The sequence below is a fragment of the Gordonia sp. NPDC003376 genome (genome assembly GCF_053589235.1).
Genome location: NZ_JBSFRM010000001.1, coordinates 428,683 through 442,454 on the forward strand (window position 1 = coordinate 428,683; position 13,772 = coordinate 442,454).

Sequence of the window (13,772 nt, forward strand, 5' to 3'; positions counted from 1 at the left end):
AGGCGACTCCACCGTAACCTCCACGGTGGAAGATCAACGGCGACACCGGGTTGGTCACCGCCATGTCGTGGACCTCACACAGGACGATCCAGTGGTCTCCGGCCTCGACGGTCTCGCGGATCCGGGTGTCGATCCAGGCCACCGAGTCGGAGAGCACCGCGTCGCCCGACGGTGAGGCAAACCACTCGATACCGTCGAGCTTGTTCTCCCAACGCTTGGCCAGGGTGCGCACCACATCCTGCTGATCCTCACCGACGACGTTGACGCACAACGATTCACATCGACGGAGGCGATCGAAGGTGCGCGAGGACTTCATCGGCATGAACGACACCAGGGGTGGATCCATCGACACGGAACTGAACGTCCCGACAACCAGTGCCAGGTGCTCACCGTCGTCGGCGCGTCCGGTGACGACGGCGACGCCGGTCGGATAGTGCCCCAGCACTTCGCGGTACACCTGGCCGTCGATGTTCTTGACTGCTGACTCGGACATACGTTGCTTCCTCGGTCTCGGTGGACACCGACATCCCGCTGTGTGGATGTCGCTGTCACCGAACCTAAGTCAGCCCGGAGAACAACGGTAGAAGGGATATCTTTACCGCTCGGTCGGGAATTCGTCTGGAGCGACCGGACAATCCACCGGGCTCGCGGTGAGACCCCCTGCCACACCCGGGCGCCGGAGGTCGCGGGGTGCTCACCCGGGTCGTCCGACGTCACCTCCGGTCCGACGTCACGCCCAGGCCGCCGACGTGGGATTCACTACCATCGGGACAGGGATATCTTTACTGTCGCGACGGCCGCAAAAAGGGCAGACTGGTTCGGTACGTATCAGAGGAGGAATGGTGACCCCGGCCCAGTGGAACCAGCCCATCGGCGATCAGGTGACCGCCGTCCATGACGGTGTGGTGACCGCAGAAACGCTCGCCCTGCAGGTGCGCGAGGAGATCAGACGACGCGAACCCGACCTGCACGCCTGGGTGTGCCTGGCCGACGATCTCGATACCCAAGCGCACCTTCAGGATCACGCGTCCGGCACCCGCCCGCTGCGCGGTGTGTCCGTCGGGGTCAAGGACCTCATCGACGTCGCCGGCCTGCCCACCCGATCGGGTTCGGTGGTGACCTCCGCCGACCCTGCCGGCTCCGACGCCCCCTGCATCACGCGGCTCCGTGAGCTGGGCGCCGTGATCCAGGGCAAGACGGTCACCACCGAGTTCGGATACTTCGCACCGGGCCCTACGCGCAATCCTCACGACCCCGGCCACACTCCCGGCGGATCGTCGAGCGGTTCGGCCGCCGCGGTGGGCGCCGGCACCGTCCCGGTGGCCCTGGGAACCCAGACCGCGGGGTCGCTGACCCGTCCCGCGTCGTATTGTGGGGCGGCGGGCATGGTGCTCGCCCAGGGAACCACCAGCATGGCGGGGATCTCCGGGCTCAGCGAAACCCTCGACTCGCTCGGTTTCCTGACCCGCACCACCGACGATCTGGCATATCTGTTCGGCGCCTTCACCGGACGGACCGTGGCCCCGGTCGGGTCGAGTGCCGTGACCACCGCCCATCTGTGGGCAGGCAGCGGCCTCGACACGCTGCATCCCGACATGACCGAACTCCTCCAGATCCTCCCCGCACTGCTGGCCGACGCCGGGGTGCGAACCGATACCTTCGCCGGAGACGACCACGTCCGGACGCTCGCCGACGACCACCTGACCGTGATGTCGGTGGAGGCCGCGGCCACCCTTCATGACGTGTTCGATCATCATGCGGCACAACTGAGTCAGCCATTGCAGGCGTTGGTCGAGCAGGGGCGCCGAACCACCGCCGACGCACGCTCCGCGGCGCTGGTCCGACGTGACCAGTCCCAGCAGATGATCCGGGAGATGCTCGCCGACAACGCGATCGTCATCGGCCCCGCAGCCCCCGGCCCCGCGCCCGCAGGACTGTCGGCGACCGGCTCCCCCATCCTGAGCCGCCCGTGGCAGCTGCTCGGCTGCCCGGTCGTGATCGTGCCCGGAGCACTGAGCCGCGAGGGACTACCGCTGGGAGTCCAATTGATCGGACTTCCAGGACACGAGGATCACCTCTTCGAGGTGGCCCGCAAGCTGGAACCCCTGCTGCGCTCTCACACCGAACATCGCGCTCAGCAACCCGCGTGAGCAGAAAGGACGCGCCGACATGGCCATGAAACCACGCCCGGTCACCCACCACCGCATGTTCCTCACCTGCTACGAGGACACGTTCAACTACGGGTGGCATCACGTCGACCTGTTCGTGCACGACGAGTACGGCCGCGAGGTCAACTGGGTGCACTGGACGGTGGAGGCCGACGGCCCGGAGGCCGCCGACGAATCGGTTCGCCGCGAGGAACCGTGGTTGCGGAGGACCTCGCCGTGGGAGCACCGGGTCAGCGTGGTCGGCATGAACTATTGGACGGCCGATGCGGCCTGGGATGACGTCGCCGCCGATGCGACGACCGACTGGGCGCCGGCCGGATGACGGCCGACTCTCGAACACCGAATGCCGGGGTCGATTCCGACCCCGGCACGGTCGTCTATGTGGTCGACGACGATCCTGAACTGTGCGACTCGGTGGACTGGCTGCTCGGCAGCATCGGGATCTCGCCCCGGATCTGTCACAGCGCCGCCGCATTCCTGGAGACCTACACCGGAGATCACCCGGCATGCATCGTGCTCGACATGCGCATGCCGCAGATGAGTGGTAACCGGCTACAGGAGAAGCTCAACGAGATCGCCCCGCACGTGGCGATCATCTTTGTCTCGGCGCACGGGGACATCCGGATGTCGGTGTCGACGATGCAGGCCGGCGCACTGGACTTCCTGGAGAAGCCCTACGATCCGCAGCGGCTGCTCGACGCGGTGCAGGCCGGGATGGAGAAGGCGGCCGAGCGTTTCCACTCCTACCGGGCGCATCATTCGGTGGCCGAGAAGGTCGCGTCACTCACCCCACGCGAACGCGAGATCCTCGCTCTGGTGGTGGAGGGACTGCCCAGCCAGAACATCGCCCGCAAGCTGGGCATGAGCGTGAAAACCGTTGACGTGCACCGTGCCCGGATCAAGAGCAAGACCGACGCCGACAGCATCAGCACCCTGGTCCGCGACATCCTGCGCTACGACGTGACGGTACCGATCGACCCCCGTCCCTGATCCGGCCCGCACCCGGGCATCCGGACGTTCAGGGCGGTGCCCTCAAAGGACGAGGGCGATCAGGGATGCGGGTGATCGAGGATGCGGGCGATCAGGTCGAGCGCGGTCCGGCTCAGTAGTAGTCGAGGACCATCCGTTCACCCTGCGAGCGGGACACGCAGGTCGCGATGACCTCGCCGGAGTCCTTCTCCGACTTGGACAAGACGTTGTCACGGTGTTCCGGGGTGCCCGAGAGCACCGACATGATGCAGGTACCGCAGATCCCCTCCTGGCAGGAGGTGTCGACGTCACAACCGTTCTCGTTGAGGACTTCGACGATGCTCTTGTCCGCCGGGACCTGGTAGACCTCACCGTCGAGTTCCACCTCGAAGGCGGTGTTCGCCGAGGCGTCGGGTTGTTCTGCGGCATGGAAGTTCTCGATGTGCACGGCCTCGGCGGGCACGTACTGCTCGGCCACCGCCACCATCTTGTCCATGAAGGCCTCGGGGCCACAGACGTAGACGTGCGATCCGGCCGGCGCCGAGATGAGTGCGTCACCGAGCAGTTGCGACTGACTGTCACGCCCCACGCCGAGGTGGGCGTGCACCTTGTCCGGGCACCGATCGCGCAGTAGGGGCAGGAATGCCGCCTCCTGCTCCGAGCGGGCGAAGTAGTGCAGTTCGAACGATCCGCCGGCCACGTCGAGATGGCGCGCCATGCTGAGCATGGGGGTGATCCCGATCCCGGCAGCGATCAGGACATGATGGGCTGCACTGCTGTCGATCTCGAGCAGGTTTCGGGGCTCGCTGATCTGCAGTGCGTCACCCTCGGCGACGTCGTGCAGTGCCGCCGACCCGCCCCGGGAGTTCTCCTCACGCTTGATTGCCACCGCGAACGGCTCCCGGCCGTCGGGCGCCGAGCACAGCGAGTACTGGCGGGTGATCGCGGTGGGCCCCACCACGTCGATGTGTGCACCCGGGGTGTAGGCACCGATCGAGGTGCCGTCGGGTTTCGTCAGATAGAACGTCTTGACCGTGGGGGTCTCCTGGACGATCCGTGAGACGACGACGTCGATGAGGGGCATGAGTGAGTTCTCCTGGGGCAGCGGTCAGTACACACGTATCGTCAGGACACGTGGGGTCGGGGCGCGTGCGTCAGCGGACGTAGAGACCGCCGTTGACGTCCCAGCACGCACCAGTGGCAAAGTAGGCGTTCTCTGCGGTGAGCAACGCCACCATGTCGGCGACGAAGGCCGGGTCGCCGAGGCGTCCCACCGGGATTCCGCCGATCATCGCGTCCACCTTGTCGGCCGGGATGGTCTTGCGGAACACCGGAAGATCCAGCGGGCCGGGGGCGATGGCGTTCACCGTGACCCCCCTGCCCGCGAGTTCGCGGGCGAACACCTTGGTGGCGGTGAGGATCGCACCCTTGGACGCGGCATAGTGCGCACCGGTGGCCGTGCCGCCGTTCTGGCCGGCCAGCGAGGCCAGGTTGACGATCCGACCGAATCCGTTGTCGGCCATCGCCGAACCGAACACCTGGCAGCCGAAGAAGATACTGTTCACGTTGGTGTTGAGCACCTCGGTGAACTCTTCCTCACCGACGGTCAGGACGTCCGCGGTCTGGGTGCGGGCAGCATTGTTGACGACGATGGACGGTGTGCCCCAGACCTTCTCGATCTCCGCCAGGGCGGACTCGAAGTTCGCCTTGTGGGATACGTCCAGTTCGAGGGCCATGGCCGTCGAGCCGTCGGCCGACAGTTCGGCGGCCACCGCGGTGGCATCCTCGATCGCGATGTCGGCCAGAACCACCCGATGTCCCTGCGCGTGCAGACGACGGGCCACGAAAGCGCCGAGTCCGCCGGCCGCACCGGTCACCACCGCGATCCGTCCGGTGTCGGCGACGGTCTCGCCGGTGATCACGGCGCTCACAGGAGGAACCCGGAGGCGCTCACGGCGTCCTCGCTGTCGATCAGGCGGGCCACCTTGAGGCTGATCTTGTCGCCGTCGTCGGACAGCGCGATGGTATGGGTCATCTCCGCACCGATCGTCGAGAAGGCATTGCGCTTGAACGCGTTGAGGATCTGGGCCGAGCGGATCGTCACCGACGTGTCGCTGACCTCGGAGACGGTGAACCGCGAGACCACCCGCACCGTGCGGGCCGCGGCAACTGCCGACGGGGCGTAGCCCTGCATCATCCGTTCCACACGCAGGTGGCGCATCCGCTTGTCGTCGTAGACCATGTTCAGCGACGCCGCGAAGTCGTCGGTGTCCGGGTCGATGGGGATGACGTACATCGCGTCGTCGGTGTACATCTCCTCCCATGCCGGGTAGTCCTTGGCGTCGAGCACCTCGGCCTCGCGCCAGATCAGGGCGATCGCCCGCTGCACGCGGGTGTCGGTGAACGTCAGCACCTCAGTCATCGGTCATCATCTTCTTCCACATCTCGTAGGACTCCCGCATACCCGTCTCGTCGGTGACATGCGATGTGGCCCAGCCTTCTTCGGTGAGGTACTCGCGGTTCTCCCCGCGGTTCACCAGGATCGGCATGTTGGGGTTGCCGCCGGCGCCGATCTGCACCCGGTCCCAGCCCTCGGCGTCGTCGGGGCTGCCGAAGCCGAACGGCCCCTGGAAGTGCTCGTGGATACGCAGGCGCTCACGGTTGATCGACTCGGGGCCACCGTCCATGCCGATCGCCATGTGCCACACCTCGGTGACGTCCACGCTGATCGGGATGAGCAGACGGAAGAACGACGACGACATCGCGATGTTGGGGAACATGTTGAGGTTGAACCCACAGCCGTGCATCGAGCGCATATAGCGGCGGATGCGTTCGGGGCTCTCCCCGGCGGCCTCGAGTTCTTCGACGAGGTGGGCGAATCGCGGCTGGATCTCCTCGTCCCCGTCGTCGATGTCGAGGTCGGCGTGTGCGGCGGCCATGACGGCCACGCTGTGACCGTTGCCGAGGGCATGCGTCTCGGCTTTGGGATCGTCCATGAACGACATCATGTTGGCGGTCTCGGCATCGACCGAGGCCATCCACGACTTGTGCACCATCGGGAAGTGGTAGCCGTCGGTGGTGTTCTCCAACTGGATCTTCCAGTTCCCGCGGAAGCGGAACTTGTGGATGCCGATCACCTTGGTGGGGAATCCGTTGGACTGCTTGAGGAATCGCTCCATCCAGATCTTCGCGTCACCGAGGTAGTCCTCGAGTGGCTCGATATCGGGGTTGAATGTCGCGAAGACCATGCCGAGGTAGCTCTCGGTGCGCAGGGTCTGCAGCGGGTAGTCCTTCTTGTCCACGACGCCCTCGTAGCCGTCGGGGTAGGGGATGCCGCGCAGCCGACCGTCGAGGGTGTAGGACCAGTTGTGGTACGGGCAGGTGAAGCCATTGGCCTTACCACTGCGCTGATCGCACACCGTGGCACCGCGATGGCGGCACCGGTTGAGCATGGTATTGATGTTGCCCTTGCGATCTCGCGCCACGATCACCGGCTGGTCGCCGACCTGGGTGGTCTTGAACGAGCCCGCCTCCGGGATCTCGCTCTCGTGGGCAACCCAGACCCAGGTGCGGTAGAAGATCTTCTGCATCTCCTCGGCGAAGATCTCGGGGTCGGTGTAAAGCTGTCCGGCGACGCGATCGTTCTCGGCGAGATCGGCGAATCGACGGGTGGGCCGTTCGGTGGTTGTCATGATCAGTTCTTTCCTTGCTGGCACCGGAATTGCGTTCCGTGGGTGTGGTTCTGGAATTCGACGGGCCTGACTTGGGCTGTCAGGGTTCGACAGTCAGAGTTCGACGTCGTCGCGAATCGTCAGTTCACGGCCCATCCGTGCCTCGATCGTGAAGTACTTCCACAGCGCGTACTCGCCGACCATGGTGGTACGCAACAGATTGCACGCCGCCTTGACGGTGGGCTGATCCACCACGTCGGCGAGCACATAGAACGTCCAAGGCCATCCGGCCGACGGACCGACCATGTGGGCATCGTCGTCCATCGTGCCGATCACCTCGACACCATCCATGGCCTTGAGGGCACCGAGGAACTCCTGGGTGGCCTCCCACACCGGACCGATCTCGGCCTTGGGCAGGTCGAAGAAGTTCTGGTTGTTGCCGACGCAGAACAAAGTGCGTAACGGTTCGGATGTCATGAGTGGGGCTCTCCTGGATGGTGGGACTGAAGCGGTCGGAGATCGGGCGGTGCAACGCCGATCACGGAAAACTGGGGATGCCGGCGTCGAGGCCGAGCAGGACGGCACCGGCCGCCTCGTAGGTGCCGGTCTGCAGCATGGCGTGCTGGGCCGGCACCATCGCGTCCTGCAGATAGCGCTGCAGCGGATGGGTGTCGTAGATGGCGCCGGTGCCGGCGAGGTCGAACACGTCGAGCGCAACGCGTCGTCCGACGTGGGCGGCGTGGGTGGCGGCCAGGCGCAGCATCGCGGTGTCGGAGGACGAGATCGATTGCCCGGCAACTGCCTTGGCCCAGACCTGAGTGGTGGTGTCGTAGAAGAAGGCACGCGCCGAACGCAGCTCGGCCTCGGCGCGCGCCACGCCGGTCTTGTAGAAAGACCGATTCCCCTTGACCTGTCCACCGGTGATCGAGGTGCGGGCGGCACCCACCTCGACGGCATAGTCCAGGGCGCCGCGGGCGGCACCGAGGGTGACCACCGCGAGGACCTGCGCCGCATAGGCCAGACCCGGATAGCGGGTGATGGGCTCGTCGATCTGCGGTGTTCCGCCCCGCACGAACACCATCTCGTCGGGGACGAAGAGCCTGTCGGCTCGCACCGAATGCGAACCGGTTGCCTTCATGCCGGCCACATTCCAGTTCTCGACGATGTCGACGTCGGCCGGATCGACCAGCGCGGTCAGCGGCTTGCCCGCGGTGTCGGGTCCACCCGCGAGGCCGATCCCGAGGATGTCGGCTCCCATACAACCGGAGGCGAACTGCCACACACCGGTGCACACGTAGCCGCCGTCGACCTTCTCGGCCTCCTGCATCGGGAACAGGCCGCCGGCGTAGGCGACGTCGGGACCGGACGCGTAGATCGTGGCCTGGCTCGCCGGCGGCAGCGCGGCGAAGTACACCAGCGACGACCCGAAGCTCGCCACCCACCCGGTGGCCGGATCGACTGCCGAGATCTGCTCGACCATCGACATGAAGTCGGCCGGCGCCATCGGCTCGCCACCGAACTCGGTGGGCGTGGACGCCCGGTACATACCGGCCCGCTTGAGCAGGGCGATGAAGTCGCGGGAGACGTGGCGCTGCGCCTCGAACTCGTCACGCCGATCCCGCAGGACGTCGAGCGCGTGGGCGAACGCCGCCTCACGGGCGGGTCCCGCCGGTTCGGCCACCACGCGCTCGGTCATACTCTCGGCGGTCATTGACTGTCTCCGTTCAGATTCGGAATTCCTCTCCAGCGCTACACTATGGAGATCCAGAGGCCACCGGTATCGGGATTATCTGCCCCGGGGGTAAGTGATCCTTTAGTCGTCGGCCTCGGCCGCGACGAGATGGGAGGTCAGACGCGATGTTCCCGGAGCGGCGTGACTTCGAACAGATGATCCGCAACACCGGAACCGGCATCCTCATCCACGAGGCGGCGTCGAAGAACATCCTGTGGGCCAATCCTGCCGCCTGCCGCATGTTCGGGTTCACGATCGAGGAACTGAAGCCGCTCAAGGCCCACCACATGAGTGCGCAGGAGCGGCAATACCGGCGCGAGGTGGGTGTGGCGTGGCTGCAGTCGGCGGTGGTCCACGGGTCGAGCCGAAAGCAGTGGAAATACCGTGCCAAGGACGGCACCGAGTTCCTCACCGATGCACGGGCAACCCTGGTCCATTGCGTGGACGGACCGGTGGTGATGGTCGAGTTCCGCAACATCGATGACGAGGTGGAACTACAGGAGGAGCTGACCTGGGTGTCGGCGTCGCTGCAACGCATCATGACCCACACCGCGGCCGGTGTGGTGGTGCTCGACGAGGACAACTGCATCGACGACATCTCCCCTCTGGCCGCCCAGTTGTTCGGGCGTACCCCCGCCGAGTTGTCGGGGGTGTATCTGGAGGATCTGGGCCGATGCGAACCACGTCTCGCCAGCGATCACGTGATCGGCAGACTGGGCAGCGGGCACGGCTCGGTGAGCATCCTGCAGGAGGTGGCCAAGGCCGACGGGTCCACATCGTGGTTGGCCGGTGAGCTGGAGATCGTCGCGCACGACGGAATGCGTTCACGGGTGCTCACCGTGCGTGATGTCACCGATCGGATCGAGTGGGAACGCCGAAACGCCTACCAGGAGGCCAACCTGCAGTACCTGAGCAGGTACAACGCGATGGGCGACATGGCGATGATCCTCGCCCACGAGCTGGGTCAGCCCCTGGCCGCGTCGACCAACTATCTCAGCGGTCTGCGCGCCCGCCTGAGTGGGGACGATCCCGATCCGCAACGCCTGGCGTACGGGATCGACCAGATCGAGAAGCAGTTGCAGCGTGCCGCCGACATCGTGGGCTCGGTGAAACGCTATGTGCGGCGGATCGAGAGCACCTCGACGTTGATGGATCTCAACGAAACGGTCGAGGAGAGTTTGTATTTCGTGCGCCTTCGGGCCGCCGAGCAGGGCGTACGCGTCTTCGCCGACATCCTCGACCGGGACATGCTGATCGAGGGTGAGAGCGTTCTGATCGGGCAGGTGATCATCAACATCTGCGTCAACGCCATCGACGAGATCGCCAAACCGGGAACCGAGGTCAAAGAGTTGTCGGTGACCACCGACGTCGATGACGGCAATGCCGTGGTCTACATCCGTGACCAGGGCGGTGGCATGCAGTCCGCCCAGCCGTCGGACCGGTTGGCCTCGGGCGCGTTCAGCGCCAAGCAGGACGGTTCGGGGATCGGCTTGATCATCTCCGAGCACATCGTCGAACGACACGGCGGTACCATCCGGTACCTCCCGAACGAACCCCGCGGCACCACGGTCGCGGTAACGCTGCCGCTGGCCGGCCCCGACGACGCTGCGCGGTAAAGGATTCCCCTATCGCGGCGTTGGTAACACCCAGTGGTCGCCGGTGTTTTCGGCCGATAGCGTGAGAGCACGGCACTCATGCCGCCATCCCGAGACCTGACAGCGTGGTCGATGTCTTGTGGCCAGTTACACCCGGTCGGCGCCCACCGGCGTCTTCTCGTCCGCGCATGCCCCGACCGCTAAGGAGAATCCATGCAGACTCCCGATGTTCTCGTGCTGGGCGCGGGCACAGCCGGTTCCATCATCACCCGCCGCCTCCTCGATGCCGGCCTGGCCGTCACCCTCGTGGAGGCCGGTGGACACGACACCAATCCGGCCATCCACGACATGTCACGGGTCGGCGAACTGTGGCTCGGCCCCGAGGACTGGGGCTATTTCTCAGCGCCACAACGTAATGCTCAGGACCGTCGACTCCACATCCCGCGCGGCAAGGTGGTCGGCGGCTCCAATCAGCTCAACGGCACCATCTGGGTCCACGGTTCACCGTGGGACTACGACCAGTGGGCCGCGGCCGGCAACACCGGCTGGGACTGGGAGTCGGTGGCGCCGATCTTCAAGCGGCTCGAGGCGGTCGACGCCGACAGCCACATGGATGTCGTCGAGCCCACCCTCTCGCCGATCCAGCAGGCGATCCTGGATTCCGCCGTCTCCCATGGCCTTCCGCTGAACCCGGACTACAACTCCGGCGTCCAGGAGGGCACATCGCGGATGAAGCTGAATCTCCGTGACGGCAAGCGCCTTTCGACATGGGCCGCGTACATGAGGCCGGTGCTCGACCATCCGCGGCTGACCCTCGAGGTGAACTCGCTGATCGACTCGCTGATCGTCACCGACGGTGCGGTTCGCGGTGTGGTGGTGGTCGGTGCGGATGGATCCCGCCGCGAGTTGCTCGCCGGCCAGGTGGTCTTGGCCGCCGGTGCCCTGGGCTCCCCGGCCATCCTGTTGCGCAGCGGCATCGGTCCGGCCGCCGAGCTCGAGTCGCTGGGCGTCGACGTCGTCGCCGACGCGGCCGGGGTGGGTCGCAACCTGCAGGATCACTTCCTGGTGCCGGTGATCTTCGGCACCGAGAAGCCGATCGATCCGCCACAGCCGTTCCAGCCGGTCACCCAGACCCACTGGTTCTGGAAGAGCGATCCGTCGCAGCCGGTACCCGACACCCAGCCGATCAACTTCAGCATCCCGTTCTACTACGACCCGGGAATGACCGGTCCGGCTTCGGGTTTCACACTTCATGCCGGCTTGATCCGGCCGCGCTCCACCGGCACCGTGACGCTGTCGAGTACGGCCCCGGACGCCGAACCGGTGATCGACTTCAACCTCTTCGACGACGAGCGCGACCTCGCGGCGCTGGTGGCGTCGGTGCGCCAGTGCCGCGAGGTGGCCCGCCAGGGCGCACTCGCCGACGAGTGGGGTGCCACCGAGGCGCTGCCCGGTCCCGACGTGGACGACAGCGATGAGGCGATCGCCACCTGGGTGCGCCGAGCGGTCAACACCTACCACCACCAGGCCAGCACCTGCCGGATGGGTGTCGACGCCGATGCCGTCGTGACCCCCGGCCTGAAGGCCCACGCGGTGGACAACCTGATGATCGCCGACGCCTCGGTGATGCCGTTCGTCACCACCGGAAACACCAACGCACCGGCGGCGATGATCGCCGAACGTGCCGCCGACATCATCATCGCCGGCTGAGCCAGCCGGCAGAATCGAGGAGCAGTTCATGATCGACATCTCAGGCGTACGGACCGGCCTGTTCATCGGTGGCGAATGGCTCGCCGCCCAGGACACCTTCACCACCCACAACCCGGCCACCGGCGCACCGCTGGTGGAGTTGGGTGCGGCGAGCACCGCCGACGTCGACGCCGCGGTCGCCGCGGCCACCGCAGCCTTCCGTGGTGAGTGGGGTGCCACGGCACCGTCGGCCAAGGGCGCACTGATCAACAAGCTCGCCGATCTGGTGGAGCGCGATCTCGACGAGCTCGCCGCGCTGGAATCGATCGACATGGGGCGTCCGGTCGGGGTGAGCGCGGCCATGATGGTGCCCAACCTGATCGGGTCACTCCGGTACTACGCCGGGTGGGCAGACAAGATCAACGGTGAGTTGATCACCAACGACGGCTACATGGGGATGGCCCCCACGCATGCCTACACCAAGCGGGAGCCGCTGGGTGTGGTCGCGGCGATCATCCCGTGGAACGCACCACTGATGATCCTGGGATGGAAGCTGGGCCCGGCACTCGCCTGCGGCAACACGGTGATCATCAAGCCGGCCGAGGACGCGTCACTGTCGATCCTGAAGTTCGCCGAGCTGGTCGCCGAGGCCGGCTTCCCGGCCGGCACCGTCAACGTGCTGCCCGGTCGTGGCGCGGTGGCCGGTGAGGCGCTGTCGCTGCATCCCGGCGTCAAGAAGATCTCGTTCACCGGTTCCACCGCAACCGGCCGCCGGATTCTGCAGAACTCGGCGGCGACGTTCAAGCGCACCGCCCTCGAACTCGGCGGCAAGGCGCCGCAAATCGTCTTCGAGGACGCGAATCTCGAAGCGGCCATCCAGGGTTGCGCGATCGGGTTGTTCATGAACCAGGGTGAGGTGTGTGCCGCGGGTACCCGCATCCTGGCGCACCGTTCGGTCTATGACGCCGTGGTCGACGGTCTCAAGGGTGCCGCCCAGGCGCAGGTGGTGGGCGATCCCTTCGATCCGGCCACCACGATGGGCCCGCTGGTCAACGCGACCCAGCGCGACAAGGTCGCCGGGTACCTGAAGAAGGGTGCCGACGAGGGTGCGCAGGTGGTCGCCGGCGGTTCGGTGCCCGACGTTCCGGGGTATTTCGTGGAGCCGACGGTGTTCGCCGGGACCAACGAGATGACCGTCGCCCGCGAGGAGATCTTCGGCCCGGTCGGCATCGTGATCCCGTTCGACTCCGACGAGCAGGCGGTGGCGTTGGCCAACGACAACGAATACGGGCTGTCGGCCACCATCTGGACCCGTGATCTGTCTCGCGCACATACGGTGTCGGGCCAGATCGAGTCCGGCGCCATCGGCGTCAACGGCTGGTCGCCGTTGGCCCCGCAGTTGCCCTGGGGCGGAGTGAAGTCCAGCGGCATCGGTCGTGAGCTCGGCTACGAGGGAATCCTCGCCTACACCGAGCCCAAGACCGTCACGATCGTTCTCTAGTTCTGGGGTGTTCTCCCTGCGGAGAACACCTTTCGTTAGACATCGGGGCGGACGGCGTGTGGGGCATACCGCCGTCCGCCCCGATCCCATCCGCCGGTCGGGTGGTGGTCACCCGTGCATCCGGCCGACAGAGGTTTCGACACGTCTCGTCGCTACGCTCCTCAGCGGCTCAACCACCCACCACCCGTTGATGGTTGAGCCGGGACCGAACCCGCAACCACCCGTTGATGGTTGAGCCGGGACCGAGCGCAGCGAGGACCCGAGTCGAAACCCCGCGAGCCGCCAATACCCGCAACCACCTCCGAGGTGCTCACCCACCGAACCCGGCCGACAGAGGTTTCCACACGCCCCCGTCGCTACGCTCCTCAGCGGCTCAACCACCCACCACCCGTTGATGGTTGAGCCGGGACCGAACCCGCAACCACCCGTTGATGGTTGAGCCGGGAC

12 protein-coding genes and 1 pseudogene are annotated in these 13,772 nt (G+C 66.2%); 6 read left to right on the plus strand and 7 right to left on the minus strand.

The features are described from left to right. Positions 1 to 10 precede the first annotated feature (10 nt). Positions 11 to 493: pseudogene (locus ACWDUA_RS01865) on the minus strand (flavin reductase family protein); the annotation flags it as partial. A 349-nt stretch (positions 494 to 842) separates the two neighbouring features. Here ACWDUA_RS01865 and ACWDUA_RS01870 point away from each other — a divergent pair. The 3 genes from ACWDUA_RS01870 to ACWDUA_RS01880 are packed head-to-tail and all read left to right on the plus strand — an operon-like array spanning position 843 to position 3,158. After that, complete coding sequence (locus ACWDUA_RS01870) at positions 843 to 2,150, plus strand: amidase (protein ID WP_449749301.1); 1,308 nt, start codon at positions 843 to 845, stop codon at positions 2,148 to 2,150. A 19-nt stretch (positions 2,151 to 2,169) separates the two neighbouring features. Beyond that, positions 2,170 to 2,490 carry a hypothetical protein gene (locus ACWDUA_RS01875; RefSeq protein ID WP_020790480.1) on the plus strand — a complete coding sequence of 107 codons (321 nt, stop codon included), beginning with the start codon at positions 2,170 to 2,172 and terminating at the stop codon, positions 2,488 to 2,490. Further along, the gene (locus tag ACWDUA_RS01880) at positions 2,487 to 3,158 is read left to right on the plus strand and encodes a response regulator transcription factor (protein ID WP_449749302.1); all 672 of its coding nucleotides are present in this window, start codon (positions 2,487 to 2,489) and stop codon (positions 3,156 to 3,158) included. The genes ACWDUA_RS01875 and ACWDUA_RS01880 overlap by 4 nt, the downstream gene beginning before the upstream one ends. Positions 3,159 to 3,270: 112 nt before the next feature. Here the strand turns inward: ACWDUA_RS01880 and ACWDUA_RS01885 are convergent, their stop codons facing one another. The 6 genes from ACWDUA_RS01885 to ACWDUA_RS01910 all read right to left on the minus strand — a co-directional run bounded on the left by ACWDUA_RS01885 (position 3,271) and on the right by ACWDUA_RS01910 (position 8,519). Further along, entirely contained in the window at positions 3,271 to 4,221 is a 951-nt protein-coding gene (locus ACWDUA_RS01885) for a PDR/VanB family oxidoreductase (RefSeq protein ID WP_449749303.1), read from the minus strand. 70 nt (positions 4,222 to 4,291) lie between these two features. After that, positions 4,292 to 5,068, minus strand: a complete 777-nt coding sequence (locus ACWDUA_RS01890; RefSeq protein WP_449749304.1) for an SDR family NAD(P)-dependent oxidoreductase — start codon at positions 5,066 to 5,068, stop codon at positions 4,292 to 4,294. After that, positions 5,065 to 5,559 (minus strand): aromatic-ring-hydroxylating dioxygenase subunit beta, encoded by a 495-nt coding sequence (locus ACWDUA_RS01895; RefSeq protein WP_449749305.1) that lies wholly within the window; start codon positions 5,557 to 5,559, stop codon positions 5,065 to 5,067. The genes ACWDUA_RS01890 and ACWDUA_RS01895 overlap by 4 nt, the downstream gene beginning before the upstream one ends. Continuing rightward, complete coding sequence (locus ACWDUA_RS01900) at positions 5,552 to 6,829, minus strand: aromatic ring-hydroxylating oxygenase subunit alpha (protein ID WP_449749306.1); 1,278 nt, start codon at positions 6,827 to 6,829, stop codon at positions 5,552 to 5,554. Before ACWDUA_RS01900 ends, ACWDUA_RS01895 begins: the two co-directional genes overlap by 8 nt. A gap of 93 nt (positions 6,830 to 6,922) precedes the next feature. Next, positions 6,923 to 7,285 carry a hypothetical protein gene (locus ACWDUA_RS01905; RefSeq protein ID WP_020789808.1) on the minus strand — a complete coding sequence of 121 codons (363 nt, stop codon included), beginning with the start codon at positions 7,283 to 7,285 and terminating at the stop codon, positions 6,923 to 6,925. A gap of 61 nt (positions 7,286 to 7,346) precedes the next feature. After that, positions 7,347 to 8,519 (minus strand): acyl-CoA dehydrogenase family protein, encoded by a 1,173-nt coding sequence (locus ACWDUA_RS01910; RefSeq protein ID WP_449749307.1) that lies wholly within the window; start codon positions 8,517 to 8,519, stop codon positions 7,347 to 7,349. A 146-nt stretch (positions 8,520 to 8,665) separates the two neighbouring features. On the opposite strand from ACWDUA_RS01910, the gene ACWDUA_RS01915 reads away from it, so the two are divergent. From ACWDUA_RS01915 to ACWDUA_RS01925, 3 genes are all read left to right on the plus strand, one after another. Next, entirely contained in the window at positions 8,666 to 10,156 is a 1,491-nt protein-coding gene (locus ACWDUA_RS01915) for a PAS domain S-box protein (RefSeq protein ID WP_449749308.1), read from the plus strand. A 192-nt stretch (positions 10,157 to 10,348) separates the two neighbouring features. Next, positions 10,349 to 11,845, plus strand: a complete 1,497-nt coding sequence (locus ACWDUA_RS01920; RefSeq protein WP_449749309.1) for a GMC family oxidoreductase — start codon at positions 10,349 to 10,351, stop codon at positions 11,843 to 11,845. A 28-nt stretch (positions 11,846 to 11,873) separates the two neighbouring features. Further along, positions 11,874 to 13,325 carry an aldehyde dehydrogenase family protein gene (locus tag ACWDUA_RS01925; RefSeq protein ID WP_449749310.1) on the plus strand — a complete coding sequence of 484 codons (1,452 nt, stop codon included), beginning with the start codon at positions 11,874 to 11,876 and terminating at the stop codon, positions 13,323 to 13,325. Positions 13,326 to 13,772: the final 447 nt, after the last annotated feature.

Coding starts and splice junctions, on each gene's coding strand:
- ACWDUA_RS01875 (WP_020790480.1), top strand. CDS start 2,170: ATGGCCATGAAACCACGCCCGGTCACCCACCACCGCATGTTCCTCACC.
- ACWDUA_RS01880 (WP_449749302.1), top strand. CDS start 2,487: ATGACGGCCGACTCTCGAACACCGAATGCCGGGGTCGATTCCGACCCC.
- ACWDUA_RS01885 (WP_449749303.1), bottom strand. CDS start 4,221: ATGCCCCTCATCGACGTCGTCGTCTCACGGATCGTCCAGGAGACCCCC.
- ACWDUA_RS01895 (WP_449749305.1), bottom strand. CDS start 5,559: ATGACTGAGGTGCTGACGTTCACCGACACCCGCGTGCAGCGGGCGATC.
- ACWDUA_RS01900 (WP_449749306.1), bottom strand. CDS start 6,829: ATGACAACCACCGAACGGCCCACCCGTCGATTCGCCGATCTCGCCGAG.
- ACWDUA_RS01905 (WP_020789808.1), bottom strand. CDS start 7,285: ATGACATCCGAACCGTTACGCACTTTGTTCTGCGTCGGCAACAACCAG.
- ACWDUA_RS01910 (WP_449749307.1), bottom strand. CDS start 8,519: ATGACCGCCGAGAGTATGACCGAGCGCGTGGTGGCCGAACCGGCGGGA.
- ACWDUA_RS01915 (WP_449749308.1), top strand. CDS start 8,666: ATGTTCCCGGAGCGGCGTGACTTCGAACAGATGATCCGCAACACCGGA.
- ACWDUA_RS01920 (WP_449749309.1), top strand. CDS start 10,349: ATGCAGACTCCCGATGTTCTCGTGCTGGGCGCGGGCACAGCCGGTTCC.
- ACWDUA_RS01925 (WP_449749310.1), top strand. CDS start 11,874: ATGATCGACATCTCAGGCGTACGGACCGGCCTGTTCATCGGTGGCGAA.